The organism is Arthrobacter horti (assembly GCF_030731045.1).
Taxonomy (GTDB): domain Bacteria; phylum Actinomycetota; class Actinomycetes; order Actinomycetales; family Micrococcaceae; genus Arthrobacter_E; species Arthrobacter_E nanjingensis.
This window is the reverse complement of sequence record NZ_JAVALS010000001.1, coordinates 257887-281880: the sequence shown is the minus strand read 5'-3', so window position 1 is coordinate 281880 and position 23994 is coordinate 257887. Positions and strand designations below refer to the sequence as shown.

The window sequence follows — 23994 nt, the reverse complement described above, 5'->3', positions numbered from 1 at the left end:
TCAGTACAGCCGGAGACACCGAAGGCCGGACACCACAGGTGTCCGGCCTTCGATGCGGTCACTGCGTCGGCGTCAGACGAACGCCCACAGCAGGCTGGCCATGCCGAAGCCCACCACGGAGAGCACCGTCTCCAGGACGGTCCAGGTCTTCAGGGTGTCCTTGACGGACATGTTGAAGTACTTGGAGACGATCCAGAAGCCACCGTCGTTGACGTGGCTGGCGATGATGGAGCCGGAGGAGATCGCCATCACCAGCAGGGCGAGCTGGGGCTGGGAATAGTGGGCGGCGGCCAGCCCCGGAGCCAGGATGCCGCCCGTGGTCACGATGGCCACCGTGGCGGAACCCTGGGCGATGCGCATGCCGCAGGCGATCACGTAGGCGGAGACGATGAGCGGCAGACCGGCGGTGGAGAGCGACTTCGCCACCGCCGCGCCGACGCCCGTGGCGGACAGCACAGCGCCGAAGAAGGCGCCGGCGCCGACCACCAGCAGGATCATCGCCACGGGGCGCAGCGAGGAGGAGCTGAGCTCGGAGAGATCCTTGGAGGTCATGCCGCTGCGGATGCCCAGCAGCCACATGGCCAACAGAACGGCCACGGTCAGGGCGATGGCCGGGTTGCCGAAGAACGTCAGCACATCACGGAGCGGGCTGGCGCCCAGGAACACGTTGCCGAAGGTGGCGCCCAGGATCAGGACCATGGGCAGGCCGATGACCAGGGCGACGACGCCGATGTGTGGCTCGTGCCTCTTGGCCTCCTCCGACTCCGCGATGATCCGGTCCTCCGGCACTGCGATGTTGACGCGCTTGCCGATCCAGGTGCCCCAGAGGATGCCGGAGACGAACCAGGCGGGGATGCCACAGGCCAGGCCCATGATGATGATCCAGCCGAGGTCCACGTGGAAGAGACCGGCAGCGGCGACGGGACCCGGGTGGGGCGGCAGGAAGGCGTGCGTCACGGACAGGCCTGCCAGCAGAGGCAGGCAGTACAGGGCCAGGGACTTGCCACCGCGCACCGCAGCGACGTAGACCAGCGGAGCCAGGACGAAGATGCCGATGTCGAAGAACACCGGGATGCCGAGTACGAAGCCGGTGACGCCCATGGCGAGCGGTGTGCCCTTCTCCCCGAACACCCGCACCAGCCTGCCGAGGAGCACCTCGGCCCCACCGGAGCGTTCCAGGATGGCGCCGAGCACGGTGCCGAGGCCGATGATCAGGGTGATGTGGCCGAGGATCCCGGCGAAGCCCTTCTCGATGAGCGAGTCGCTGCTCTTGATGGGCGTGCCCACCAATTGCTCCACCGTGACGCCTCCTACGAGGGCCACGAGGACACCGGTGCCGACGAGGGCGATGAAGGGCTCCACCTTCACTTTGATGATGAGGAACAGCAGCAGCGCGACGCCGGCGGCCGCCAGCAGCAGCAGGCCGGTGGTGTCGTGGCGGAGCCACGACAGGAATCCATCCATGGTCTCTCCTTTGAGGTGTCCGCCGCGTGTGCGGCGTGGATGATCGGGGGTCAGAGCGCCCGGACGAAGTCCTTGGCGCGGGAGGTGATGTCGTCCCAGGCGCCGGCGTCGACGGCGGCCGGAGGGACCACGGAGGTGCCGCAGCAGACGGCCAGCGCGCCGGCGTCGAGGTAGCTGCGGGCGTTGGAGGCGTCGATGCCGCCGGAGGGCAGGAGCTTCAGTCCCGGGTACGGGCCCTGGAGGTCCTTGAGGTACTGCGGGCCGACGTGGCGGGCCGGGAAGATCTTCACGATCTCCGAACCGAGGTCGAGGGCCGTGGCCACCTCGGTGGGGGTCAGGGCGCCCAGGGTGATGGGCACCCCGGCTTCACGGGCGACGGCGGCGACCTCCGCGCGGAGCCCGGGCGTCACGAGGAAGCGGGCCCCGGCGTCGATGGCCTGGCGCGCCTGATCTGCGGTCAGCACGGTGCCCACACCGACGACGGCGCCGTGGTCGCCTTCCGTCTCCGCCACGCGGCGGATGTGCCGGGTGACGTGCGGGGTGGTGAAGGTGAGCTCCAGGGTGCGGATGCCCCCGGCGGCGAGGGCGCCGGCCAGGAGGGCGGCGTCCGGGATGGCCTTGGCGCGGACGACGGCCAGGGTACGGTCTGCGGCGAGGATCGCCTCGAGTTCGGCGTTGTTCATCGGGGTGCTGTCGTTCCTTCCGGGGTTCGACGGAGGGCGCGGCCTGCGCGCGCTCCCGTGGGCTGTCCGTCGGCGATGGCGGCGGTGCCGTTGACGAACACGTAGCGGATCCCGGCCGCCGCCTGGCGTGGGTTCTCGAAGGTGGCGGTGTCCCGGACGGTCTCCGGGTCGAAGAGGACCAGGTCCGCCGCATAGCCCTCCCGGACCAGACCGCGGCGGTCCAGCTTGAGACGGGCCGCCGGGCGGCCGGTGAGGTGATGCACGGTCTCCTCGAGGCTGAGCAGCCCGAGCTCGCGGCAGTAGTGGCCGAGGTACCGGGGGAAAGTCCCCCAGGCCCGGGGATGCGGCTTGCCGCCCACCAGGATCCCGTCGCTGCCTCCTGTGTGGGTGCGGTGCACCATGATGGCGCGGACGTTTTCCTCGTGGCCCACGTGCTGCAGGATGCCGGTGCCGCAGCGGTCGTCCAGGAGGATCTGCGTGAACACGTCGAACGGCTCCCGGCCTTCCGCCTGGGCGATCTGCTCCACGGTCCGGCCCACATATCCGGCCAGGTCCTGGTTCTGGACGCCGCTGATCTCCAGAGTGTCCCATTCGGCCACCACGCCGTGGCAGCCGTCCGAGCCGTAGATCTCCACGTTCTCGCGGATTCGTTCCCGGGTCTCCGGGTCGCGGAGCCGCTCCAGGGTGGCGTCCGTGCCGCCAGCCGAGGCCCAGCTGGGCAGGATGGCGGAGAGGGTGGTGGCGCCGGGGAGGTACGGGTAAGTGTCCAGCGTGATGTCCACACCGTCGTCCAGTGCCGCATTGATGAGGGTCAGGAGTTCCCCGGCGCGCCCCTTGTTCTCGGCGAAGTTCATGGTGGCGTGGGAGAGGTGCAGGGCGCAGCCGGTGTCCCGGCTCAGGCCGATCATCTCCGCGTAGGCGTCCAGGGCGCCCTTGCCGTAGGAGCGGTGGTGCGGGGCGTAGAAGCCGCCGAGCTCCCCTACCGTCCGGCACAGGGCGCCGAGTTCCTCTGTGGTGGCGTACATGCCGGGCGTGTAGGTCAGGCCGGAGGACATGCCGACGGCGCCCTCCTCCATGCCCCGGCGGATGACCTCCTGCATGAGCGTGACGTCCTCCGCCGTGGCAGCGCGGTCGTCGAAGCCCATGACGAGTGCCCGGACGGTGCCCTGCGGGACCAGGTACGCGGCGTTCGTGGCGATTCGCCCGCCGTCGTCCTGCCGGTCCAGACGGTCGAGGTACTCCCCCACACCGCGCCAGTCCCAGTCGAAGTCCTCCGGGTTGTCGTTCCAGCCGGCGATCTTCTGCCGGACGCCTGCCAGGGCGGCGTCGTCCACCGGCGCGTAGGACAGGCCGTCCTGGCCGAGGAGCTCGGTGGTGACGCCCTGACTGAGCTTGGCGTAGTGGTCCGGGGTGAGGAGGAGCTGCAGGTCCGAGTGGGCGTGCATGTCGATGAACCCGGGGCTCAGGACCAGGCCGGTCCCGTCGAGGTGCTGCGCCCCGTCCTCCGCAGCGAGCGTCCCGGCGTCCGCGATGCGGGCGATGCTCTCGCCGTCCAGCAGGACGTCGGCCTGACGCCGCTGGGCGCCGCTGCCGTCCACCAGCGTGACATTGCTGATCAGAATGCTCATGACCGCTCCTAGAAGAAGGTCCGTACGGCACCCACCACGGTGGAGCGCTCCGGTTCGGAAGAAGTGTCCAGGACCGGGATCAGGGTCCACTTGTCCAGGGCGGTGCACGGGTGGGAGAGTCCCAGCCGGATGACCTGCCCGGGCTTCACGTCCAGGCCCTCCGGGAAGCGCAGGAAGGCGTGCTGGTCATTGACCGCGGTGATCTCGGCGCCTTCCAGGGGTGCGGCGGGACCGCCCAGCGCGTCGCCGATCAGCTGAGGGACGGGAAGTCCTTCGTCAAACGGCAGATCGCGCTTGCCGCCCTCCAGGATCGCCAGGCCGGGCTCCGGCTGCGAAACCACCCGCACCCAGGCGTGCATGGCGGAGCGGAACGCCTCCGGGCCGTCCGGATCGCGGCGGGAGAAGGGCGAGATGCCCCGGTAGAAGCCGTCGTCGTGGATGATGTAGGCGCCGCTGCGGATGACGACGTCGACGGCGGGCGTGCCGTCCCCGGCCTCCGTGCGCAGCGGGGCGAGGACGTCGACGACGTCGTCGAAGTAGGCGCTGCCGCCCGCGGTGACCATGATCTGCTCCGTGTCGTAGAGGCCTTCGGCGAGCAGCTCGGCGTGCAGCCGCGCGACGTCGGCGAGGTAGCCGCGCACGGCGGCGAGGCCGGCGTCGTCCCAGGTGTGCGCCAGGGCGCCCTCATAGCCGCCGGCGCCGGTGAGCCGGAGGGCCGGGGATGCGTGGACCGCGCGGGCGATGGCCATCGCCTCCTCGTGACTGCGGGCACCGGTGCGGCCACCGGTGCCACCGCGTTCGACGATCACCTCCAGCACGCCATGGCCCGAGAGTTCGCTCTCCAGCAGGGCGACGGTCTCCAGCTTGTCCACCCAGGAGACGATCCGTGCGCCGCCGGCGGCCTGGTCCGCGGCCCAGCGGATGGCCTGCGGGTCCGTGAGGCTGTTGGCGAGCATGAGCCGCGTGAAGCCGAACGCCCGTGCCACCCGCAGCTGGGCGGCATTGGCGAGCGTGATGCCCCAGGCTCCGAGGTCCATCTGGCGGGCCCAGAGCTCCGGCGACATGGTGGTCTTGCCGTGCGGCGCGAGCAGCACACCGTGCTCGGCGCACCACCCGGCCAGACGGCGGGCATTGAGGTCCAGAGCGTCCGCGTCCAGGGTCAGAAGCGGCGTCTGCAACCCACCCAGCGGCAGGGCCTTCGTGGCGAACTCCCCGGCGCTCAGCCCGTGCAGGGCCGCCGGGACCGCCTTGTGGCGGAAGTCCAGAGCCTCCTCGCGGAGGCTCTGGACCTTGACCAGGTCATAGGACTTCTGGCTCACTGTAGCTACCTCGAATCAGGGTTCTCGTCCACGGAACCTGCCCCTCATCGGACAGGCTTCGCTCTCGTTGCGCATTTTGCAACGCATATTGCAAATCCTCTGCATTCATGTTTAGCATTGACCCGGGGCCGCGTCAATGGATGCCGTCCGCACCCAGTCCCCATGGAGCCATGCGAAGGAGCAATCGATGCCACGAGCGATCTGCCTGGGAGAGACCATGGCCATGCTGACCCCCGGAGGCAGGGGATCCCTGGAGACCGCGGACAGCCTGCACCTCGGTGTGGGCGGAGCGGAATCGAATGTGGCCCTGGGACTGGCGGCCATGGGCGTGAGCACCGAATGGGTCAGCCGTCTCGGCGCCGATGGATTCGGCCGCCGCATCCGGAACGAGCTCGAACGCCATCGCGTGGGCACGCGGGGGGTGCAGCTGGACGAGGCCCGCCCGACGGGCCTGTACGTCAAGGTCCCCGGGGACGCCGACAGCGGCACCGGGATGCTCTACTACCGCAGCGGCTCGGCCGCGTCCGCCATGAGCCCGGCGCTGCTGGACGACCCGGAGGTCGCCGCCGTCGTGGCCGATGCCGGTCTGATCCACCTCAGCGGCATCACGGCCGCCCTCAGCGACTCCTGCCGGGACCTCCTCCTGGAGCTCCTCTCCCGGCCCCGCCGGAGCGGGCAGCGCATCAGCTTCGACGTGAACTGGCGCCCCGCCCTCTGGAAAGGCCGCGACTCCTCGGTCCTGCAGCGCCTGGCGGATCTCTCCGACATCGTGCTCATGGGCAAGGACGAGGCCCTGCTGGCCTTCGGCACCGATGACGAAGGCCGCCTGCGCGAGCTCCTGCCGACCCCCGAGGTCCTGATCATCAAGAATGAGTCGACCAGTGCCATCGCCCTGGAGCGCGACGGCGCGCGGCAGGAAGTGCCCGCGCTCAGCGTGGACGTGGTGGAACCTGTGGGGGCCGGCGACTCGTTCGCCGCCGGGTACCTCAGCGGAGTGCTCTCCGGACTGGACCAGCGGCTCAGCCTGCGGCGCGGCCACGTGGCCGCTGCGTGCACGCTGACCGTGCACGGAGACCGCGGCCCGCTGCCGGACGATGAGGATCTGGACCACATCCTGCGCTGTTCCGACGAGGAGTGGGCGTCCCTGCGCGTGACCCAGGGACGGTTCCTGGTGGGCCAGGCATGAGCCAGAGCCTGCTCCGCGCCCTCGATCTCCTGGGCGCCCTGGCGAAGGGGCCGGCGACCCTGGATGAGCTGGCCTCCACCGCCGATGTTCACAAGACCACCGTCATGCGCCTGCTCCACAGCCTGGAAGACCGGAACTTCGTGATCCGCGACGCCCAGCAGCGCTACCGCCTGGGCTCCCAGTTGTTCCAGCTCTCCAGCCTGGCCCTGGAGCAGCGCGACATCAGGGGCACGGCTCACCCCCACTTGCAACGGCTGAACGAGGCCACGGGCCACACCATCCACCTGGCCGCCCTTGAAGGCCGGGACGTGGTCTACATCGACAAGCTGGAGTCCCGGCACCCGGTGCGGATGTACTCCCGGATCGGCCTCACGGCGGCCCTGAACGCGGCGGCCGTGGCGAAGGTGATCATGGCCGACATGCCGCAGGACCAGCTCGAGAGCCTCACCGCGGGCATCGACTACCCCCGATTCACCGAGAACACCCTGACGGATCAGGCGAGCCTTCTCAAGGCGATCGAGCAGGCCGGCGAGCAGGGCTGGGCCCTGGATGACCAGGAGTTCGAGGAGTTCGTCCACTGCATCGCGGCGCCCATCCGGGACGCGAGCGGCGGCGTGGTCGCGGCGGTGTCCTGCTCGGTCCCCACCGTCATGCTGGACCGCGAGGGCCTCCTGGGCCTGCTGCCGGCCCTGCTGGAGTGCACGCGCGCCATCTCCGCGGAACTGGGCCACACGGCCCCCTGAATCCTCTCCCCCATTCCACAAACCCCCATCGAAAGGAACATGACATGAGCTCCAAGGACATCGTCTTCACCGAGAACGCGCCGGCACCGGCCCACACCTTCTCCCAGGGCGTCAAGAAGGGCGGCCTGTTCCAGGTCTCCGGCCAGGGCCCCATGGACCCCACCACCAACCAGTACATCGGCGACGGCGACGTCCGCGTCCAGACCCGCCGCACCCTGGAGAACATCAAGGCGATCCTCGAGGCCGGCGGCTCCTCCGTGGAGGACGTCATCATGTTCCGCGTCTACCTGACCACCCGTGACGACTTCGGCGCCATGAACGACGTCTACGGCGAGTTCATCCAGGAGAACGTGCCCAGCGGTCAGCTGCCCAGCCGCACCACCGTGTTCGTCGACCTCCCGCACGAGGTCATGCTGGTGGAGATCGACGCCCTGGCCGTCACCGCCTGAGGCGACTCCCCCCTCACGCCTCGCCACCCATGGTGGCGAGGCGTTCCAGCAGCGCCCGGGTCCGGTACGGCATGGTCTCCTCCAGGGAGACCGCCGTGCTGGACCTGACCACTCCCGGCACCGAAACCAACGTGTCCATGACGCGGTTGAGATCCGCGGTGTCCCGCGCCACCACCTTGACCAGGAAGTCGGCGTCGCCCGTGGTCTTGTGAACCTCCACGACCTCGGGGATCATCTGGACCCCCTGGATCGCCTCGGTGCTCTCCGCCTGCGAAATGGCCAGGGAGACGAACGCCACCAGTCCGTAGCCCAGCACGGCCGGTGAGACTCTCTGCGTGAAGCCCAGCAGGAGCCCTTGCCTGTTCATGCGCTGCAGGCGGGCGTGCACCGTGTTCCGCGAGGATCCCACCCGATGCGCCAGAGCCAGGACCGAGGCGCTCGGGTCCTCATCCAGCGCCAGCAGGATTCTGGCGTCCAGGGCGTCGACTCTGTGAGCTGGAGCACTCATCCCAGCATTCACCTGCTTTCCTTGGCAGTTGTCTGGAGATCTCAGATTATTCTGGGCGTTCATCCCAGCATATCCGGACGAGCTTGCACCGGTATCCCGGAATCCGGACGATTCTGTCCGTGACCGTCAGCACCGCAGAACGCCTCCGCCCCTCCTCCGCCACCGCGGCCCCGGCCGCTAAGCCGCACGGCCTCGCCGAGGACCTGCTGGGCCTGGTGACGGGCACCTTCATCGCATCCCTGGGCCTCTACCTGCTGCACAGCAGCGGCACGGTGACCGGAGGGACCGCAGGCCTGTCCCTCCTGCTCAGCTACGCGGCCGGTGCGCCGTTCGGCGTCGTCTTCCTGGCCGTGAACGCGCCCTTCTTCGTCCTGGCCGCATGGAAGAAGGGCTGGAACTTCACGCTGCGCACCATCACGTGTGTGGCGGCGGTGTCCGCACTGTCCTCGCTGCATCCCCTTGCGCTGGGAACCCTGCACCTCAACCCGGCCTACGGTGCACTGGCCGGCAATCTGCTGGCCGGGCTCGGCCTGCTGGTGCTCTTCCGCCACCAGGCCAGCCTGGGCGGCTTCGGCATCCTGGCGCTCCTGATCCAGGACCGCTTCGGCTTCCGCGCCGGCTACACGCAGATGGTGCTGGACGTCCTGGTGGTCCTCGGCTCCCTGGCCGTGGTGTCCTGGCCCATGGTCCTGCTCTCCGCGGCGGGCGCCGTGATCCTGAACATCGTGCTCGCCTTCAACCACCGCCCGGGCCGCTACACGGGCAGCTGAGGCCGGTCAGGGCAGGCCGTCACTCTGCGGCCGCCGGCCGCTCCAGCAGGATCGCCGCCTTGCGGGAGCCCATGCGCGCGGAGATCCTCAGTGCGGCCCGGGCCGCCGAGGGCCCGACGTCGCGGACGCGCCTCGCGGTCATCCGGGACGCCAGCGACGAGACACTGAGCGCCGCGATCACCCGGTCCTCGCTGCCGAAGATGGGCGCCGCCACGCAGCGCACCTCGGGTTCGTTCTCCCGGTCATCGATCGCGTAGCCGCGGCGACGGATCGCCTCGAACTCCGCCCGGAGCAGCACGGGATCCGTGATGGTCCGGTCGGTGACCGGCTCCAGCGTCCCGGCAAGCGCCTCCGCCACCGTCTCCTCCGGCGAATAGGCCAGCATCGCCTTGCCCACCGCCGTGCAATAGGCGGGCATGGTGGCGCCGATCCGTGAGGCCATGCGCACCACGGCCTCGTCCTCCACCTTGTCCACATAGACCACGTCGCGCCCCGTCAGCACCACCAGGTGACAGGTGCCCTGCGTCAGACGCATGAGACCACGGAGTTCCGGACGGGCCACGCTGCGCAGATCGATGCCCTGGAGGTACGACTGCCCCAGGGACAGACATCCGGGTCCCAGCCGGAAACGCCCCGTCTCGGCGTCCCGTTCCAGGAGCTTCTCGTCCAGGAGCGGGCTGCTGAGGCGCAGCACGGTGCTCTTGTTGACACCCGCCACCTCGCTCAGCTCGGCCAGCGCCATCCCGTCGGTCCCGGGCTGCTGTGCCGCGACGATCATGACGAGCCTCAGGGCCTTCCGGAGTGAGGCCGATGAGTTGCGCTCCCCTGCCTCGCTCGGAGGTGTGCTGAAGTCGGGCATCAGGCGGTCGCCTCGTCGGGGTGCGAATCAGCGGGCTGCGCGACGCCGGCCAGGTGGCCCGGTGCATGCATGCGACCGGGGACGCCGGGGCGTCTCTGCCACGGCGCGGGCCCGGACAGCGGGCGGAATTCGATGCCGAGCGCCTCCAGGCGCGGCAGGTGATCCACCTCCAGCCTGCGCAGGAAATCCGGCAGATCCCGTTCCTCCGCCGGCGACCACAGCACCTCGGCGAGGGCACAGAGCCGGGGAAAGGCCGCGAACTGGACCCGGCGCGGGCTGTCGAGGTGCTCGGTCCACAGGTTTCCCTGCGCGCCCAGGAGCCGACCGCCGGTGGCCCCGTCCGATCCGGGGGGAAGGGGTTCGAAGGCGTAGACCTTCTCCAGGGTGGTCACACTCCCCACCGGCACCGGCTCGTCCGCCGAATCCGATTGAGGATAGTCGAGATAGACCTCCTTCTCCGGGCACATGACCACGTCGTAGCCACGCGCCAGAGCATCGAGTCCTCCCTCATAGCCGCGCCAGGAGTGCACCAGGGCGCCGTCCGGAAGCTCGCCGTCGCCGATCTCGTCCCACACGGCGGTCCGGCGGCCGTGGTCACGAAGGTGTCCGGCCAGCTGCCCGATGAACCAGGAGTGCAGTCCGGCCACGCCGTCGAAGCCCAGTTCGCGGGCGCGGGCCGTATCCTCCGGGGAACCGGCCCACTGATCGAGCGGCACCTCGTCACCGCCCAGGCTGATCCACGGCCCGGGGAAGAGGCCCATGATCTCATCCAGCACCGTGCGGTAGAAGTCCAAGGTGCGTTCCGTGGGGGCCAGGACCGTGGGGTTGATGCCCCAGCGTTCCCAGACGCCCGAGGAATCCTCCAGACCGCCGAGCCACGGGTAGGCGGCGATGGCGGCCTGGCTGTGCCCGGGCACGTCGATCTCCGGGATCACGGTCACGTGCCGGTCCGCGGCGAAGGCCACGATCTCCCGCAGGTCCTCCTGCGTGTAGAAGCCACCGTGCGGGGTGTCCTCCCAAAGGCCCGCTCGCCAGTCGCCCCGGGAGCTGCGCGGACGCCAGGATCCCACCCGGGTCAGCTCCGGGAAGGCCTTGATCTCCACGCGCCAGCCCTGGTCATCGCTCAGGTGCAGGTGCAGGACGTTGAAGCGGTGGACGGCCAGGGCCTCGATGAACCGCAGCAGGGCGTCCTTGGGCATGAAGTGCCGGGCCACGTCCAGCATGACTCCCCGGTAGCCGAAGCGCGGTCCGTCCTCGATCCGGAGCCGCGGCACCTCCCAAAGCGCCACGGGGTCAGGCGCCTGGCGGAACGCCGAGGCCCCGAGCAACTGCAGCAGCGTCTGGACCCCGTGAAAGGCGCCGGACTCCCCCGCCGCGCTGATCACCACCTGCTCGCCGTCGCAGGAGAGACGGTAGTCCTCCTCCTGCAGCAGCCCGCTCCCGGAGGTGAGTGAGACGTCGTGCCGAAGCCGGATGCACGCCTCGCCGTCCAGCGGCGGGAGCAGGTCCCATCCGGTGGCGGCCCCGAGCCGGGTGGCGAGCGCACGCCGCGCCCCCGCGAGCTCCGGGTCGGCCGAGAGCGTCGTGGCGGCGGACAGCGCCAGCGGCGCGCCGTCGTCGTACCGCACGCTCCGGGGTGCGGGGATCAGCGGGTGCGTCATCCCTTCACCGCCCCGGCCAGGCCGGACACCAGCTTGCGCTGGACGGCGATGAAGAACACCAGCACCGGGATGGTCATGATGACGGAGCCGGCCATGATGGCGCCCCAGTCGTTCTCGTCCGGCTTGAAGAAGGTCAGGATGGCCAGCGGGAGCGTCTGGTTCTCCTGCGCCGAGATGATGAACGTCTTGGCGAACAGGAAGTCGTTCCAGGTGGAGATGAAGGAGAACACCGAGCACGCCACCACGCCGGGAGCCACGAGCGGGAACAGCACGGAGCGGACGAAGCGGAAGCTGGAGGCGCCGTCCAGGCGGGCCGCCTCCTCGATCTCCACGGGGACCGCGGCCACGAAGCCGCGCAGCATCCAGACCGCGAACGGAATGGCGAAGCCGACGTGCACCACCACCAGGGACCCGAGCTGATTGAGCCCGACCAGCGGGATGCTCTGCCCGGCCTGCCGCATGAGGAAGAACAACGGGATGGTCAGGGCCTCCACGGGCACCATCTGCGCCACCAGAACCGTGACGAGCAGCGTGGTGCGCATTTTGAAGCGGTACCTGGTCAGCGCCACCGAGGCGAGGAAGGCCAGGAGCGTGGACACGAGCACCACGGCCAGGGCCACCACCACGCTGTTCATGAAGTACCGGGCGAAGCCGTTCACGGCCAGGACCCGGACGAAGGAGTCGAAGCTCGGCTGCAGCGTGAACGGGAGGGAGTCGCCGGCGTCGAGCGCCGTCTTGGGCTTCAGCGCTGAGAGCACCATCCAGAAGAGCGGGAAGGCGACGACGACGGCGAGCAGGATGCCCACCGCGTCGGCGCCCCAGCGCTTGCGGGTGCCTTTGCCGGCGGCCGGCGCCGGGATTGTGGTTTCGCGGCGGCTGTCGCGGCGCACCGCGCTGAGGATGCTCACAGGGCTTCACCGTCCTTCTTGATCAGGCGCAGGTAGACGAGGGTGACGGCCATCAGGATGACGGTCATGATCACGCCCAGGGCCGAGCCCAGGCCATAGAGGCTGGCCGCGAAGGCCTGCTGGTAGCTGTACACGTTGATGACCAGGTTCTGGCCGGCCACACCGCCGCCGGAGGTCATGATGTAGATCTGCGAGAAGATCTTGAAGTCCCAGATGATGGACTGGATGATCACGATCATCATGATGGGCCGGAGCATGGGCAGCATGATGGTCCGGGCGATCTGGCCCATGGAGGCGCCGTCCAGACGGGCCGCCTCGATCACCTCGGTGGGGATGGCCTGGATGCCCGCGTAGACCGTCACCATGACGAAGGGGAAGGAACACCACACCACTTCACTGGCCACGAGCCCGAAGGCGCTCCACTTGTCGTACGTCCAGGAGTAGCCGTCGAAGGCGTGCAGTCCCAGAGCCACGAGGGTCTTGTTGACCAGGCCGAGCGTGGGGTCGAAGAGGAACAGCCAGACGGCGCTGCCGGTCACGGCGGGGGTGGCCCAGGCGCCCATGGAGACCACGAAGAGCAGCGTCCGGACCCAGGGCCGCAGGCGGGTGGCCAGCACGGCGAGCCAGCCGCCCACCAGGATGGTGATCACCACGCAGAATCCGGCGAAGAGCACGGTGTTGCCGAGGACGGCCCAGAACTGCGGGTCGGACAGGAGCTGCTGATAGTTGCCGAGCCCGGTGAACTCCAAGGGGGCCGCGCCGCTGACCTGGGCCTGGCGGTAGTCGTAGAGGGAGATGTTCACGAGCTGGAAGATCGGGTAGCCGAGGAGCCCGATCAGGACGATGAAGGCGGGGGCCAGGTAGAACCAGGGCTCGAAGGCTCCGAACCGGGGGCCTCGCCGCCCGGCAGGGCGCGGCGCGCCCTGCCGGAGGCTGACGGTGCTGCTGCTCATTTGCCGGACCCGAACACCTTGTCCATGGCAGTCGTGGCGTCGGCGGCCGCCTGGTCCACGGTGGACTTGCCGGAGGCGACCTTCTGGTACATACCGGTGAAGATGCCCTGGGCGTCGATGGTGGCCCACTGCTCGGTGACCGGCACGAAGTCGGTGCCCGCGGCGATGGTGTCCACGAAGGGCTTCAGGTAGGCGTTGTCCCCCGCCACCTGCTTCTGGACGTCGGCGAAGGTCGGGAGATTGCCCATGGCCTGGAACATCTTCTGCTGGTACTTCTTGCCGGCCAGGAGCTTGACGAAGTCGTCCGCCAGCGTCCGGTGGGTGCTGGACTTGAAGACGCCCAGGTTGTTGCCGCCGGCGAAGGCAGGGGCGATGCTCCCCGCCGTGGTGCCGGGGACCGGGATGACCGCGAACTTGCCCTTGACCGCGGGAGCAGCTGCGACGGCCTTGTAGTTGAAGTCGCCGCCGATGGCCATGTCCGCCTTGCCGGCGATGAACTGCTGGACCGTCGCGTTGCCGCCGAACTCGGCGCAGGTCTGCGGCGGGCAGATGTCATCATTCAGCAGGTTCGTGTAGGCGGTGATCCCGGCCTTGGACTTCTCGCTGCTCAGCTGGGAGGCGAACTTCCCGTTCTGCTGATCGGCGATGCCGCCGCCGTAGGCCCACAGGTACGGCATGGCCGAGAACTGCGACTTGCCGCCGACCGCGATACCGAGCGTGCCCGGGTTCTTGGCGCGGAGGGCGCGGGCCGTGGTCTCCACTTCCTGGAGCGTGGTGGGCGCCTTCAGCCCGGCCGCCTGCAGCAGATCGGTGCGGTAGTAGAGGGCGCGGACGCCAACGAACCACGGGACGCCGTAGTTCTTGCCGTCGATCTCGGTGGTCTTGAGGATCTTCGGGTCCAGGTCCTTGCCCTCGTCCCAGCCCTTGACGACGTCGCTGACATCGGCCAGGCCGCCGGCGGCCACGTAGTTCGCCAGGTCCGTGTTGCCGAACTCGGCCACGTCCGGGGCGCTGGACGGGTCATTGAACGCCGCCTTGAAGCGTTCGGCGCGGGAATCGGTGGGGATGTACTGGACATCCACCTTCGCGCCACTGTGCGCGGCTTCGAAGTCCTTGATGGCGTCATTGACGACTGCACTCTTGGGGTCCTGGTTGACCTCGGAGAACAGCCAGACGCGCAGGGTTCCACCGGTCTCGTCCTTCGTGGACGCCGATCCGCCGCCGGCCGTGGGCGGCGCGCAGGCCGTCAGGCCCAGGGCTGCGCTCGCCAGGACTGCCGCGGCAAGACGGGAGATCTTCATACTTCCTCCTCAGGGGTTGGCCGACCGCCATGGTCCGCCACTGGTCAGCCATCGTAGGAGGCGTGGATCACACTTGTGGACCGATGCAGCGCATCATTTTGCATTGCAAAATGATGATCGAAAGGTATCCGTTTCACTCGGAGGAATTCAAGGGGTGTCCGCTGGTGGAGCACGGCACAGCCGGGAGCGACGACGGCGACCCCCTGCAGGTGCCGGGGGTCGCCGTCGTCGGTGTTCAGATGAGCCGTGGGAGGCTCTGCCGTCCCGTCAGCGGAGGGCGGCCGCCTTGCGGCGCCGGCCGAGCGCCGCGACGCCCCACACCGTCAGGAAGGACGCCACGAGCAGGAGGCCGGCGTCGCCGAGGTCGATGCCCGCCAGGAACCCGGTGAACGGATCGTCCAGGTCCAGGGCCGTGCGCGCGAGGGTGCCGAGCGTGATGACCGCGACGAACAGGGCCGAGGCGGCGGACATGCCCGTGACCACGAGGTTGAAGCGAATGCGCCGCACTGGATGCTGGAGCGCGCTCCGGTACAGGCGCATCATCGCCACGCCGTTGGCACCGTCGAACAGCGTCATGGCTGCCGCGAAGGCGAACGGCATGGCCAGCAGTGCCAGCGGAGGGACGCCGGACAGGACCGCGGAGGCGGATGTCACCAGCAGGCCGATCGTGGTGGCCGTGTCGAAGCCCAGGCCGAAGAGGAAGCCGACCCCGAAGAGCTGGGCCGGCCGTCGGACAGCACGCAGCGGTGCCGCCACCATCCGGGCGGCCAGGCCTCGCGGCTCCAGATCATCCGGGCCAACCTCCTGCCCGGCTCCGATCCGACGGGCGGTCCGGGCGGTGCTGAGGAAGGCGCCCGTGTTGCCGAGGCCGAGCAGCAACAGGAACAAGCCGGAGACGGCGGACCCCACGGTGGCCAGGACGGTGTTCGCCTGGCTTCCGTCACGGAACAGTTCGTGCATGGAGCCGACGCCGAGCACCACGAACACGCAGGCCAGGACCACCACGGCGCAGTGTCCCAGGCTGAAGGCCAGGCCGACGCCCGGGTGGTAGTGCCCGGCTGCGGCGAAACGGCGGCTCGAATTGTCGATCGCCGCGATGTGGTCCCAATCATAGGAATGCTTGATCCCCGCCAGATACGCGACAGCGCACAGCCCTGCCACCTCGGCGGCCTGCTCGCCCGTGGCGAGGAGCAGCAGGGCCCCGGCCAGCAGGTGCAGCCCCAGGACGATGGCCAGAGCCTTCCGGAGGCTCCCCGGCAGCGGTTGAGAAGCAGCCGGCGCCATCAGCGCTTCCTCAGGTCCAGCGACCCCTGCCCGTGCCACTCGGCGCGCATCCAGCCGAGAGCGGCGAAGAGGACGGCCTCCACGGCCTGCGTGCTGTCCGCAAGGGTCCGCAGGACGAAACCGGGGACCGCCAGGCGGCTGATGCCCGTGAGCGGCGCGCCGGCCGGCTGCTCCCCCACGATGCCGAGCGTCGAGCGCAGCGCCGCGACGGCGTCGTCGTCCGCGCGGGAGTCCACCACCAGCAGCGTGCCGAGGTGGGAACGGCCGTCCAGCATGAGCGCGCCGAGTCCCTCGGCGTCTGGGCGCAGCAGGAGGTTGTCCAGCACGACCAGACGGCCGTCCACGTGGACTTCGGTGCGCAGGGAGACCTCGTCGAACGCGAAGGGCGTGCCGTCCGGGGACCATCCGTGGGTGACGGTCTCGGCGAGGGCGAGTGAAGCACCGGGGTGCAGATGCACCACGGTGTCCTGCCGGTATGTGGCGCCCTGGTAAGCGATGATCCCGTCCGGCACGGACTCGAGCCGCGCGCCGTCGGCCAGCGTGAACTCCTGCGCGGAATGCACTGGCCCCTGCGGGGTCCGGTAGACCTTGGTGGCGGACTGCGTGGTGAGCAGCAGCGACGCCTTCTCCCCCAGCTCCGCTGCGAGCCGGTAGCGGTCGCCGCCGAGGTATCCGCCGCCCGGGTTGATCGCCGTGACGGACACCTGGCCGCTCGCGTCCAGGTAGTGCGGACGCAGGGCACGCAGGGCTCCGGAATGGGCCTGCCTGCGCACCACGGAGCGGCCGTCCCGCTCCTCGACCTCCAGGGTCAGGGACCCCATGAAATCATCCGCCGCCGTTCCGGCGGGCGCCGGGATCTCCAGCTTCATGCCAGATCCGTCAGGAGCACGTCCCGGCGGATCCACTCCAGCACGTACTCCAGGCCCTCGTCCGTCTTGAGGTTGGTGAAACAGAACGGCCGCTGGCCGCGGAAGGACTTGGAGTCGCTCTCCATGACGGCCAGGTCCGCCCCGACATGCGGCGCCAGGTCCGTCTTGTTGATGACCAGCAGGTCCGACTTGATCATGCCCTGCCCGGCCTTGCGGGGGATCTTCTCGCCTTGGGCCACGTCGATGACGTAGACGGAGAAGTCCACCAGCTCGGGGCTGAACGTGGCGGAGAGGTTGTCGCCGCCGGACTCCACGAAGATCAGCTCCAGATCCGGGTGGCGGGCCTTGAGGTCCTCGATCGCCGCGGTGTTCATGGAGGTGTCCTCGCGGATGGCCGTGTGGGGGCAGCCGCCGGTCTCCACACCCACGATCCGGTCCTCCGGCAGCACGCCGTTGCGGGCCAGGATCTTGGCGTCCTCGATCGTGTAGATGTCGTTGGTGATGGCGGCCATGGAGAACTCGCCGATGAGCGCGCGCGTGATGCGCTCCACGAGCTGGGTCTTGCCGGCGCCCACGGGGCCGCCGATGCCGATGATCACGGGGTCGTTCATGCTGAGCTCTCCTAGCTGGCGAACATGCGGGCACGCTGATGCTCGTGCCTCATCTGATGGATTTCCAGGGCGGGTGCCGCGGCACCGAAGTGGCGGGCGTCCGCGGTGCGGGACCGCTCGACGGCGGCCGGCAGCCCTGCGCGCACCGCCGTCAGGACGCGCTGCCCGGCGAGCTGGCCGAGCGGGATGGCGCGCACGGCGTTGTAGCCGAGCGTGGTCAGCGTGGCGTGGAGGTGTGCCTCCACCAGGGTGTCCTCGTCATAGCCCTGCCCTGCCCCGGCCAGCGCGAACGCGAGGACGGCATGACCCTGGCAGTCCTCGGCGTCCACGGCGGCGCGGTAGGCGTCGACCTCGGCGGACGGGAAGGAATCCGAGGCGATCTCCAGCAGGCGACGGCCCATGCGCCGGCTCGCCTCACGGATCTGACGCGCGATGAGCAATGCGCCGAGCTCGCCGTCGAGCCTGCTCAGCCCCGCACGCGCGACCGCCCCCGCTGAGCCCTCCTCGGAGAGATCGGCGGCCAGGCGGCAGGCCCGCCGCACCGCGACCGCGTCCGTGTACGTCAGCTGTGTGTCGAGATATCCGCGCAGCCACGCCGCGAGGCTCGCCTCGTCGTGGACCTGGCCGGAATCGATGAACGACTCCAGCCCGAAGGAATGGCTGAACGCCCCGGTGGGCAGGGCGGAGTCCACCAGGTGAAGCAGCGCTGCGAGGGAGGCCATCAGTGCGTGTGTTCGGCGTGCCGGAACGGCACGGCCATGATCCGGTCCTGCCGGGAGTACGGCACGCCATGGTGGTCCAGGAAGTCCTCCACGGTGTGGTCGTACTGACAGACCATGACCTCGGCCGCGTACTCGGAGTCCGGACCGAAGAACTGCGCCTGGAGGTGCCGGTTGCCCAGTGAATGCGCGGCGAAGAGCGCCTCGGAGACGGTGCGCGGCGCGATCACCAGGACGTCGCTGGACTCCACCGAGACCACGACGGCGTTGCCGTCCTCCGCAAGCAGCACGTCGCCGTCGCGCAGGTCCTCCGAGCCGGCGGGCAGCCGGAGGCCCAGCTCACGGCCGTGATCGCTCGTGAGGCGCTGGATGCGCTTGGCCAGCGCGGCGACGGGGAGGACCACCTTTTCATGGTGGACCGCCGTGTGGGGGTTTCCGGGATCGTGGATGTTGCCCAGGATCTGGGTGACGATCATGGCCGCCTTTCCGGGTCTGTGATTCAGGACCGTCTTTGTGTCAGAACAAAAAGTAGCGTCGGCCCAGCGGGACGGTGTCCACCGGGTCGCACGTGATGGCTTCGCCGTTCACCCGTACCTCATAGGTCTGCGGATCCACGTCCAGCGCCGGGGTCTCCCCGTTGAACGGCAGGTCCTCCTTGCGGAGGTTCCGGATGCCGTGCGCGGGCCGGATGACGCGGCGCAGGCCGAGTTCCTCCGGGACACCGGCCTCGATGGCCGCCTGGGACAGGAAGGTGATGGAGGAGGTCTGCAGGCTCTTGCCGAGGGCGCCGAAAGCCATCCGGAGGGTCTGCGGCTGCGGGGTGGGGATGGAGCCGTTGGGGTCACCCATGACCGAGTTGGCCACGGTGCCGCCCTTGATGACCATGTCCGGCTTCACACCGAAGAACGCCGGGTCCCAGAGCACCAGGTCGGCGAACTTGCCCACCTCCACGGAGCCGACGGAGTCCGCGATGCCCTGCGCCAGCGCCGGGTTGATCGTGTACTTGGCCACGAAGCGCTTGATGCGGAAGTTGTCCGCCTCGCCCGCCACCGGAGTGGTGGAGCCATCCGCGTTCAGGTGACCACGCTGGGTCTTCATCTTGTCCGCCAGCTGCCAGGTGCGCAGGACCACCTCGCCCACGCGGCCCATGGCCTGGGAGTCGCTGGACATGATGGAGAAGACGCCCAGGTCATGCAGCACGTCCTCCGCTGCGATGGTCTCCGGGCGGATGCGGGAGTCGGCGAACGCCACGTCCTCCGGGATGGCGGGGCTCAGGTGGTGGCACACCATGAGCATGTCCAGGTGCTCCTCCGCCGTGTTCCGCGTGAACGGGATGGTGGGGTTGGTGGAAGCCGGCAGGACGTTCGAGTGCGCGGCGATGGCGATGATGTCCGGGGCGTGGCCGCCGCCGGCGCCTTCGGTGTGGAAGGTGTGGATGACGCGTCCGTCGATCGAGGCGACCGTGTCCTCCAGGAAGCCGCACTCGTTGAGCGTGTCAGTGTGGATGGCCACCTGGACGTCGTACTCATCCGCCACCGTGAGGGCCGTGTCGATCGAGGAGTGCGTGGCACCCCAGTCTTCATGGATCTTCAGACCGATGGCGCCGGCACGGATCTGCTCCGCGAGCGGCTCCGCGGTGCTGGCGTGGCCCTTGCCGAGCAGGCCGACGTTGATGGGCAGGCCTTCCGCGGCCTGGAGCATCCGGGCGATGTGCCAGGCGCCCGGGGTGACGGTGGTGGCTTTGGAGCCCTCGGCCGGGCCGGTGCCTCCGCCGATCATGGTGGTGACGCCGGAGGACAGGGCCGTGGGGACCTGGTCCGGGGAGATGAAGTGGATGTGCGTGTCGATGCCGCCCGCAGTGAGGATCTTCCGCTCCCCTGCGATGATCTCCGTGGACGCGCCCACAACGATGTCCACGCCGTCCTGGATGAGCGGGTTGCCGGCCTTGCCGATCGCCTGGATGTGGCCGTCGCGGAGGGCCACGTCGGCCTTGTAGATGCCGCTGTGGTCCACGATCAGGGCGTTGGTGATGACGGTGTCCGGGACGTCCTGGTCCCGGGTCACCAGACCGTTCTGGCCCATGCCGTCACGCAGGACCTTGCCACCGCCGAACACCACCTCCTCGCCGTAGACGGTGAGGTCCCGCTCCACTTCGGCGAACAGCCCCGTGTCGCCCAGGCGGACGCGGTCGCCCGTGGTGGGGCCGTACAGCTGGGCGTACTGCTCGCGCGGGATCTGAAGATTGGGCAGGCTGCCGGAGACGGACGACGACGGCGCGTCGTCTCCCGCGGGCGCCTGCCCTGCGGCGTCCGGAGCGTCGAGCGGGCCTTCCACCTGACCGCGCAGGCCGTACACCTCGCGGGTGCCGCCGAGCGGCACGAGCCGCACGGTCTTGGCGTCGCCGGGCTCGAAGCGCACCGCGGTGCCGGCGGGGATGTCCAGGCGCAGTCCACGGGCGGCCGCCCGGTCGAAGTCGAGCTTCGGGTTGGTCTCGGCGAAGTGGTAGTGCGAGCCGACCTGGATGGGACGGTCGCCGGTGTTGGTGACCGTCAGCTCGGTGACGGGGCGTCCGGCGTTGAGCGTGATCACGCCGTCGGCCACGACGGTCTGGCCGGGGATGAAGGAGGAGTTCTGGGGGGCGTTGCTCATGTCCGGGCCTATCGGATGGGTTCGTGAACGGTGACGAGTTTGGTGCCATCGGGGAAGGTGGCCTCGATCTGCACATCGTGGATCATCTCCGGCAACCCGTCCATGACATCGTCACGACTGAGAATGGTGGTCCCCCAGGACATGAGGTCGGCGACGGTGCGGCCGTCCCGGGCGCCCTCGATGAGCTCGTAGCTGAGGATGGCGACGGCCTCCGGGTAATTCAGCTTGAGGCCTCGTGATTGTCGGCGGCGCGCCAGATCGGCAGCGACGACGATCATGAGCTTTTCCTGCTCACGGGGCGAAAGGCGCATGGGTGGCTCCTGCTTGCCTGGGCGCCGGGCGTGGAGTCCGGCACACATGGTGGGGGGATTTGATAGTACGGCCTCGGACAGCGTTCTTCAGGTTTCACGGGGCAACGGAAAGTGTTCGAGCGCCGAATATTACTGTCACGTCAAGTCAAGTCCGTGTCACAACGCGGCGAGACGTGGCACGGGCGCCTTCGTCCCGCGATGGAGCTGGCCGTGACGGCTTAATGTGACGTCACAATTCCTCGCCGCCGCGTGATGCTGATGCCGCAGCCACCACTCACGCAGCACGCGACTGCTGGACGAAGTAGTGGTTCCTCCGGGGCCTCCGCCCGGGGTCCAGATGGGGCGGTGGGATGAACCAGGGGATGCCGCTGCACATTCGGAGTTCCCATTCCTCCTGGTGCATCAGGTGGTGGTGATGGCTGCACAGGAGAACCCCGTTGCCGGCCCCAGTGCTTCCGCCGCGGGACCAGTAGTCCACGTGATGAGCTTCGCACCACGGCGCGGGAAGAGTGCAGCCAGGGAAGGCGCACCCCTGATCGCGGGCCACGAGGGCCTTGCGGACGTGCGGAGGGAACACCCGGGACGCCCGGCCGATGTCCAGAACCTGGCCTTCACCGCCCAGGACCACGGGGATCAGATCGGCATCGCAGGCGATCTTCCGGATGGTCCGGGCGTTGACCGGTCCGGTGAACATGAGCGTTCCGGTGCGGGGAACGCCCGTCCCGTCGTCCGGCGCACCGGCCGTCGTCCTGACGCGCCCGGCATCCCTGACATCCCCGGGATCCGTGAGGTGCCTGGACTCTCCGAAGTCCTTGAGATCCGTCAGGTCCCGGAACAGCTGATCGTACGGAATGGTGACCATCACCTGCGGCCGGAGTCCCCCGTTCTGCGGCAGCGTGCCCGAAGCCAGGGCGATCCCGCACGCGCCGACCAGACCGTCGAGCAGCTTCTGGGCCCGGGAGCGACGGTCCGCCACGGCGGCCTCGTCGGCGGCGCTTTCGGCCGCGGCGTTCCACGGGCTGCCGACCCGTGTGACGGCCGCACCCGCGCACACCGGTCGTGCCCCGGCCGCTTCCGTACTGGCCGATTCACCGTACGAGTCCCCGGTGGTCAGCGCTTCTCCCCCGTCGTCTCCGTCCGGACCGGGCCCCGCCGCACCCGCCTCGCGCACCCGTGGATTGCCCTGGACGTTCATGACGGTCAGGAGCTGCTCGAACTGTGCCGTGGTGGCGAAGATCTCCAGCCGGTGCAGACCACGCACCTGCTTGCGGATGAATGCACCCTGCCTGCGGGACAGCTCCTCCTCACTGGGCTCGTCGCCGTCCTGGTCCAGCCCCTCGACCCAGCGGCGTGTCAGGATGCGGACGAAATCCGGGTCGTGGATCCGTGCGGCCGAGACGAGGGATTCCTCCATGGCGCGCCGCGCTTCTGCCCCGGCGACACCGTGAACTGAAGCCAACGCAATGCCGATCCCGGTGGCGGTCCGTGACGCCAGCACTCCATCCGCAAGCGCACCGGCTACTTCCGGGTGCTCAGGCGGCAGTTCCTGGCCCGTCAGCGAGCGTGACGGAAGAACGCTCGCGGCCAGGGCCAGCCGGCGTCGTGCCTCAGAGACGCCGATCCTCAGTGCACCCCGCAGGCAGTCCGCCGCATTCCGGTGTCCCGACGCCCGGTCCGGCTCGCGATCCCAGGCCTCTTCGACCGAGGCGGCGGCCACCACCTGGAGCTGTTCGACGAGCCGCGACAGTTCCTCGACGTCGCGGGCGAAACGGAGCGCATCAGCCGGAGAACCCGGATTGTGCCGTGACCCGTCGGCGAGCGGCCGCAGACGGTCCACACAGGCACGCACTGTGGCTTCTGGCCCGGACACACCGCCCGGCCCGACCAGCTCTTTCACCGGTGCCGCCTCCATGACCCCATTCTTCCAAGGGGGTCTGACAAAGTTTCCGGGATCGCCTCGGACCGGTTCAGGCTTCAGGTGCCTGCTGGTTCATCGCTTCTGCCGCGATGATCACGGCGTCCGCCCTATCGGCTTTCGTAAAGGCACCATCGGTCATGGCCATACTGCTCCTCAGCGATCCGGCCGCCTTCTTCTGGCCGTTCCAGTCCGAGCACACCGATGAGGTGCCGGATATCCGGTTCGTCTCTTTCACGGGCGGCGCTCAGTTTCATGGCGAGGAGGGTCTCTGGAGAGGCGGTGCTGACCCGGACTGGGCATGCACGTCCACTTCGCGCGCGGGTGCGTAAGACGCATCAATGTCCCTGGTCCGCCGACGAGCTTGATGTCCGCCTCCACGCCTCGCGCCGCCAAGCGCCGGCCGAGTTCGGCAAGCAGCTCAGTGACCTCCTCCAGGCCGAAATCACGGCTCATGCGCTCAGCAAAGACTTGTCATTGAGGAAGATGTTGAAGTCAGCCAGTTCTTTGGGCGTACGCCGAATGGTCAGCCTGCGATAGGCATCGGTGACCGGGCCCAAATCATCCGCCGGGAACCATGCCTCAGCCAATCGGGAACCCCAACGAGGCTTCGCCCGACTGTTCCGGAGAGCGATGCGGGCGCCTGCCGCCAACAGGGAGTCCCACCTCGGGTCTCCGGTGGACCGAGGTTTTCGCAGGACGCTCGGCGCCATCGATTCAAGACTCCTGAAGGTGTCCAGAGCGATCCGGAGCGCGAAGTCGGCATCCCCACGAGAGAGTTCGCCCCTGACAGCGTCTGCCGCGTCTTCAAGAACAGCCTGCGGTGTGAGGTCCGGGCCTCGGAGCGTCAGGCCGAGCGCCTCGGACACCCGCAAGGCGGAGCCGAGTTCTGCCGTCTCCTTGCCACTTTCCAGCTCGCCGATGAACTTCCTGGACAGTCCCGCCCGGCGCGCCAGCTCAGCCTGACTCAGGCCGGCCTGAATCCGGGCGCCACGAATGGCCTTCCCCAGGTCGGATGCCGTGCGAATGACTGTCATGGCACCATTTTGACACCGAACGGTTTCCATTTGCCGCGAAACCGCCCGAAGTTTCCGAGCTTCAAACAACCACTTGCCCGTGAACCACGTCACGCGTACAGTTGAACAAGCAACCATTCGGCTGCACAGGATTGTCACCCGGCACGCTCCGGGGCAAGACCTGGGAA

General features: G+C 69.0%; 24 protein-coding genes. 4 read left to right on the top strand and 20 right to left on the bottom strand.

The window, feature by feature from the left end; translation table 11 throughout:
• Positions 1 to 72 precede the first annotated feature (72 nt).
• The 4 genes from Q9R02_RS01305 to Q9R02_RS01290 are packed head-to-tail and all read right to left on the bottom strand — an operon-like array spanning position 73 to position 5094.
• Complete coding sequence (locus tag Q9R02_RS01305) at positions 73 to 1464, bottom strand: GntP family permease (protein ID WP_305994832.1); 1392 nt, start codon at positions 1462 to 1464, stop codon at positions 73 to 75.
• Positions 1465 to 1514: 50 nt separating this feature from the next.
• Positions 1515 to 2147: a bifunctional 4-hydroxy-2-oxoglutarate aldolase/2-dehydro-3-deoxy-phosphogluconate aldolase gene (locus tag Q9R02_RS01300; protein WP_305994831.1), complete on the bottom strand. Its 633-nt coding sequence runs from the start codon at positions 2145 to 2147 to the stop codon at positions 1515 to 1517.
• Positions 2144 to 3775, bottom strand: a complete 1632-nt coding sequence (locus Q9R02_RS01295; protein ID WP_305994830.1) for an N-acyl-D-amino-acid deacylase family protein — start codon at positions 3773 to 3775, stop codon at positions 2144 to 2146. Before Q9R02_RS01295 ends, Q9R02_RS01300 begins: the two co-directional genes overlap by 4 nt.
• A gap of 8 nt (positions 3776 to 3783) precedes the next feature.
• Positions 3784 to 5094, bottom strand: a complete 1311-nt coding sequence (locus Q9R02_RS01290; RefSeq protein ID WP_305994829.1) for a type III PLP-dependent enzyme domain-containing protein — start codon at positions 5092 to 5094, stop codon at positions 3784 to 3786.
• Between the two features lie 187 nt (positions 5095 to 5281).
• Here Q9R02_RS01290 and Q9R02_RS01285 point away from each other — a divergent pair, with 187 nt between their 5' ends.
• Genes Q9R02_RS01285 through Q9R02_RS01275 form a run of 3 tightly spaced genes read left to right on the top strand, consistent with a single transcriptional unit; the run spans position 5282 to position 7472 of the window.
• Positions 5282 to 6280, top strand: a complete 999-nt coding sequence (locus Q9R02_RS01285; protein WP_305994828.1) for a sugar kinase — start codon at positions 5282 to 5284, stop codon at positions 6278 to 6280.
• Positions 6277 to 7023 carry an IclR family transcriptional regulator gene (locus Q9R02_RS01280; protein ID WP_305994827.1) on the top strand — a complete coding sequence of 249 codons (747 nt, stop codon included), beginning with the start codon at positions 6277 to 6279 and terminating at the stop codon, positions 7021 to 7023. The genes Q9R02_RS01285 and Q9R02_RS01280 overlap by 4 nt, the downstream gene beginning before the upstream one ends.
• Before the next feature lie 44 nt (positions 7024 to 7067).
• Positions 7068 to 7472: a RidA family protein gene (locus Q9R02_RS01275; protein ID WP_305994826.1), complete on the top strand. Its 405-nt coding sequence runs from the start codon at positions 7068 to 7070 to the stop codon at positions 7470 to 7472.
• A 13-nt stretch (positions 7473 to 7485) separates the two neighbouring features.
• Here the strand turns inward: Q9R02_RS01275 and Q9R02_RS01270 are convergent, their stop codons facing one another.
• A complete protein-coding gene (locus tag Q9R02_RS01270; protein ID WP_305994825.1) occupies positions 7486 to 7980 on the bottom strand; it encodes an Lrp/AsnC family transcriptional regulator in 495 nt (164 codons plus the stop codon).
• Between the two features lie 119 nt (positions 7981 to 8099).
• On the opposite strand from Q9R02_RS01270, the gene Q9R02_RS01265 reads away from it, so the two are divergent.
• Positions 8100 to 8750 (top strand): YitT family protein, encoded by a 651-nt coding sequence (locus Q9R02_RS01265; RefSeq protein WP_425279187.1) that lies wholly within the window; start codon positions 8100 to 8102, stop codon positions 8748 to 8750.
• A gap of 19 nt (positions 8751 to 8769) precedes the next feature.
• Here the strand turns inward: Q9R02_RS01265 and Q9R02_RS01260 are convergent, their stop codons facing one another.
• The 15 genes from Q9R02_RS01260 to Q9R02_RS01190 form a co-directional block, all read right to left on the bottom strand.
• Entirely contained in the window at positions 8770 to 9609 is an 840-nt protein-coding gene (locus Q9R02_RS01260) for an IclR family transcriptional regulator (RefSeq protein ID WP_305994824.1), read from the bottom strand.
• Positions 9609 to 11270 carry a beta-N-acetylhexosaminidase gene (locus tag Q9R02_RS01255; protein WP_305994823.1) on the bottom strand — a complete coding sequence of 554 codons (1662 nt, stop codon included), beginning with the start codon at positions 11268 to 11270 and terminating at the stop codon, positions 9609 to 9611. The genes Q9R02_RS01260 and Q9R02_RS01255 overlap by 1 nt, the downstream gene beginning before the upstream one ends.
• Positions 11267 to 12172, bottom strand: coding sequence for a carbohydrate ABC transporter permease (locus Q9R02_RS01250; RefSeq protein ID WP_425279207.1), 906 nt, complete (start codon positions 12170 to 12172; stop codon positions 11267 to 11269). The genes Q9R02_RS01255 and Q9R02_RS01250 overlap by 4 nt, the downstream gene beginning before the upstream one ends.
• 2 nt (positions 12173 to 12174) lie before the next feature.
• A complete protein-coding gene (locus Q9R02_RS01245; RefSeq protein WP_305994821.1) occupies positions 12175 to 13131 on the bottom strand; it encodes a carbohydrate ABC transporter permease in 957 nt (318 codons plus the stop codon).
• Complete coding sequence (locus tag Q9R02_RS01240) at positions 13128 to 14432, bottom strand: extracellular solute-binding protein (RefSeq protein ID WP_305994820.1); 1305 nt, start codon at positions 14430 to 14432, stop codon at positions 13128 to 13130. The genes Q9R02_RS01245 and Q9R02_RS01240 overlap by 4 nt, the downstream gene beginning before the upstream one ends.
• Before the next feature lie 267 nt (positions 14433 to 14699).
• Positions 14700 to 15716: a HoxN/HupN/NixA family nickel/cobalt transporter gene (locus Q9R02_RS01235; protein WP_305994819.1), complete on the bottom strand. Its 1017-nt coding sequence runs from the start codon at positions 15714 to 15716 to the stop codon at positions 14700 to 14702.
• On the bottom strand, positions 15716 to 16585 hold the full coding sequence (locus Q9R02_RS01230) for an urease accessory protein UreD (protein WP_305994818.1): 870 nt from the start codon (positions 16583 to 16585) through the stop codon (positions 15716 to 15718). Before Q9R02_RS01230 ends, Q9R02_RS01235 begins: the two co-directional genes overlap by 1 nt.
• Positions 16582 to 17196 (bottom strand): urease accessory protein UreG, encoded by a 615-nt coding sequence (ureG, locus tag Q9R02_RS01225; RefSeq protein WP_305994817.1) that lies wholly within the window; start codon positions 17194 to 17196, stop codon positions 16582 to 16584. The genes Q9R02_RS01230 and ureG overlap by 4 nt, the downstream gene beginning before the upstream one ends.
• An 11-nt stretch (positions 17197 to 17207) precedes the next feature.
• On the bottom strand, positions 17208 to 17918 hold the full coding sequence (locus Q9R02_RS01220; protein WP_305994816.1) for an urease accessory protein UreF: 711 nt from the start codon (positions 17916 to 17918) through the stop codon (positions 17208 to 17210).
• Complete coding sequence (gene ureE, locus Q9R02_RS01215; protein WP_305994815.1) at positions 17918 to 18391, bottom strand: urease accessory protein UreE; 474 nt, start codon at positions 18389 to 18391, stop codon at positions 17918 to 17920. The genes Q9R02_RS01220 and ureE overlap by 1 nt, the downstream gene beginning before the upstream one ends.
• A 40-nt stretch (positions 18392 to 18431) precedes the next feature.
• Positions 18432 to 20564 (bottom strand): urease subunit alpha, encoded by a 2133-nt coding sequence (gene ureC, locus Q9R02_RS01210; RefSeq protein ID WP_305994814.1) that lies wholly within the window; start codon positions 20562 to 20564, stop codon positions 18432 to 18434.
• 8 nt (positions 20565 to 20572) lie between these two features.
• Positions 20573 to 20875, bottom strand: a complete 303-nt coding sequence (locus Q9R02_RS01205; RefSeq protein ID WP_305994813.1) for an urease subunit gamma — start codon at positions 20873 to 20875, stop codon at positions 20573 to 20575.
• 274 nt (positions 20876 to 21149) lie between these two features.
• Positions 21150 to 22787, bottom strand: a complete 1638-nt coding sequence (locus Q9R02_RS01200; protein WP_305994812.1) for an HNH endonuclease — start codon at positions 22785 to 22787, stop codon at positions 21150 to 21152.
• A gap of 55 nt (positions 22788 to 22842) precedes the next feature.
• Positions 22843 to 23028 carry a hypothetical protein gene (locus tag Q9R02_RS01195; RefSeq protein WP_305994811.1) on the bottom strand — a complete coding sequence of 62 codons (186 nt, stop codon included), beginning with the start codon at positions 23026 to 23028 and terminating at the stop codon, positions 22843 to 22845.
• A 214-nt stretch (positions 23029 to 23242) separates the two neighbouring features.
• Positions 23243 to 23827 (bottom strand): helix-turn-helix domain-containing protein, encoded by a 585-nt coding sequence (locus tag Q9R02_RS01190; protein WP_305994810.1) that lies wholly within the window; start codon positions 23825 to 23827, stop codon positions 23243 to 23245.
• Positions 23828 to 23994 lie beyond the last annotated feature (167 nt).

Coding starts and splice junctions, on each gene's coding strand:
- Q9R02_RS01220 (WP_305994816.1), bottom strand. CDS start 17,918: ATGGCCTCCCTCGCAGCGCTGCTTCACCTGGTGGACTCCGCCCTGCCC.
- Q9R02_RS01235 (WP_305994819.1), bottom strand. CDS start 15,716: ATGGCGCCGGCTGCTTCTCAACCGCTGCCGGGGAGCCTCCGGAAGGCT.
- ureG (WP_305994817.1), bottom strand. CDS start 17,196: ATGAACGACCCCGTGATCATCGGCATCGGCGGCCCCGTGGGCGCCGGC.
- ureE (WP_305994815.1), bottom strand. CDS start 18,391: ATGATCGTCACCCAGATCCTGGGCAACATCCACGATCCCGGAAACCCC.
- Q9R02_RS01295 (WP_305994830.1), bottom strand. CDS start 3,775: ATGAGCATTCTGATCAGCAATGTCACGCTGGTGGACGGCAGCGGCGCC.
- Q9R02_RS01245 (WP_305994821.1), bottom strand. CDS start 13,131: ATGAGCAGCAGCACCGTCAGCCTCCGGCAGGGCGCGCCGCGCCCTGCC.
- Q9R02_RS01255 (WP_305994823.1), bottom strand. CDS start 11,270: ATGACGCACCCGCTGATCCCCGCACCCCGGAGCGTGCGGTACGACGAC.
- Q9R02_RS01190 (WP_305994810.1), bottom strand. CDS start 23,827: ATGACAGTCATTCGCACGGCATCCGACCTGGGGAAGGCCATTCGTGGC.
- Q9R02_RS01280 (WP_305994827.1), top strand. CDS start 6,277: ATGAGCCAGAGCCTGCTCCGCGCCCTCGATCTCCTGGGCGCCCTGGCG.
- Q9R02_RS01270 (WP_305994825.1), bottom strand. CDS start 7,980: ATGAGTGCTCCAGCTCACAGAGTCGACGCCCTGGACGCCAGAATCCTG.
- Q9R02_RS01305 (WP_305994832.1), bottom strand. CDS start 1,464: ATGGATGGATTCCTGTCGTGGCTCCGCCACGACACCACCGGCCTGCTG.
- Q9R02_RS01205 (WP_305994813.1), bottom strand. CDS start 20,875: ATGCGCCTTTCGCCCCGTGAGCAGGAAAAGCTCATGATCGTCGTCGCT.
- Q9R02_RS01240 (WP_305994820.1), bottom strand. CDS start 14,432: ATGAAGATCTCCCGTCTTGCCGCGGCAGTCCTGGCGAGCGCAGCCCTG.
- Q9R02_RS01200 (WP_305994812.1), bottom strand. CDS start 22,787: ATGGAGGCGGCACCGGTGAAAGAGCTGGTCGGGCCGGGCGGTGTGTCC.
- Q9R02_RS01275 (WP_305994826.1), top strand. CDS start 7,068: ATGAGCTCCAAGGACATCGTCTTCACCGAGAACGCGCCGGCACCGGCC.
- Q9R02_RS01285 (WP_305994828.1), top strand. CDS start 5,282: ATGCCACGAGCGATCTGCCTGGGAGAGACCATGGCCATGCTGACCCCC.
- ureC (WP_305994814.1), bottom strand. CDS start 20,564: ATGAGCAACGCCCCCCAGAACTCCTCCTTCATCCCCGGCCAGACCGTC.
- Q9R02_RS01300 (WP_305994831.1), bottom strand. CDS start 2,147: ATGAACAACGCCGAACTCGAGGCGATCCTCGCCGCAGACCGTACCCTG.
- Q9R02_RS01260 (WP_305994824.1), bottom strand. CDS start 9,609: ATGCCCGACTTCAGCACACCTCCGAGCGAGGCAGGGGAGCGCAACTCA.
- Q9R02_RS01230 (WP_305994818.1), bottom strand. CDS start 16,585: ATGAAGCTGGAGATCCCGGCGCCCGCCGGAACGGCGGCGGATGATTTC.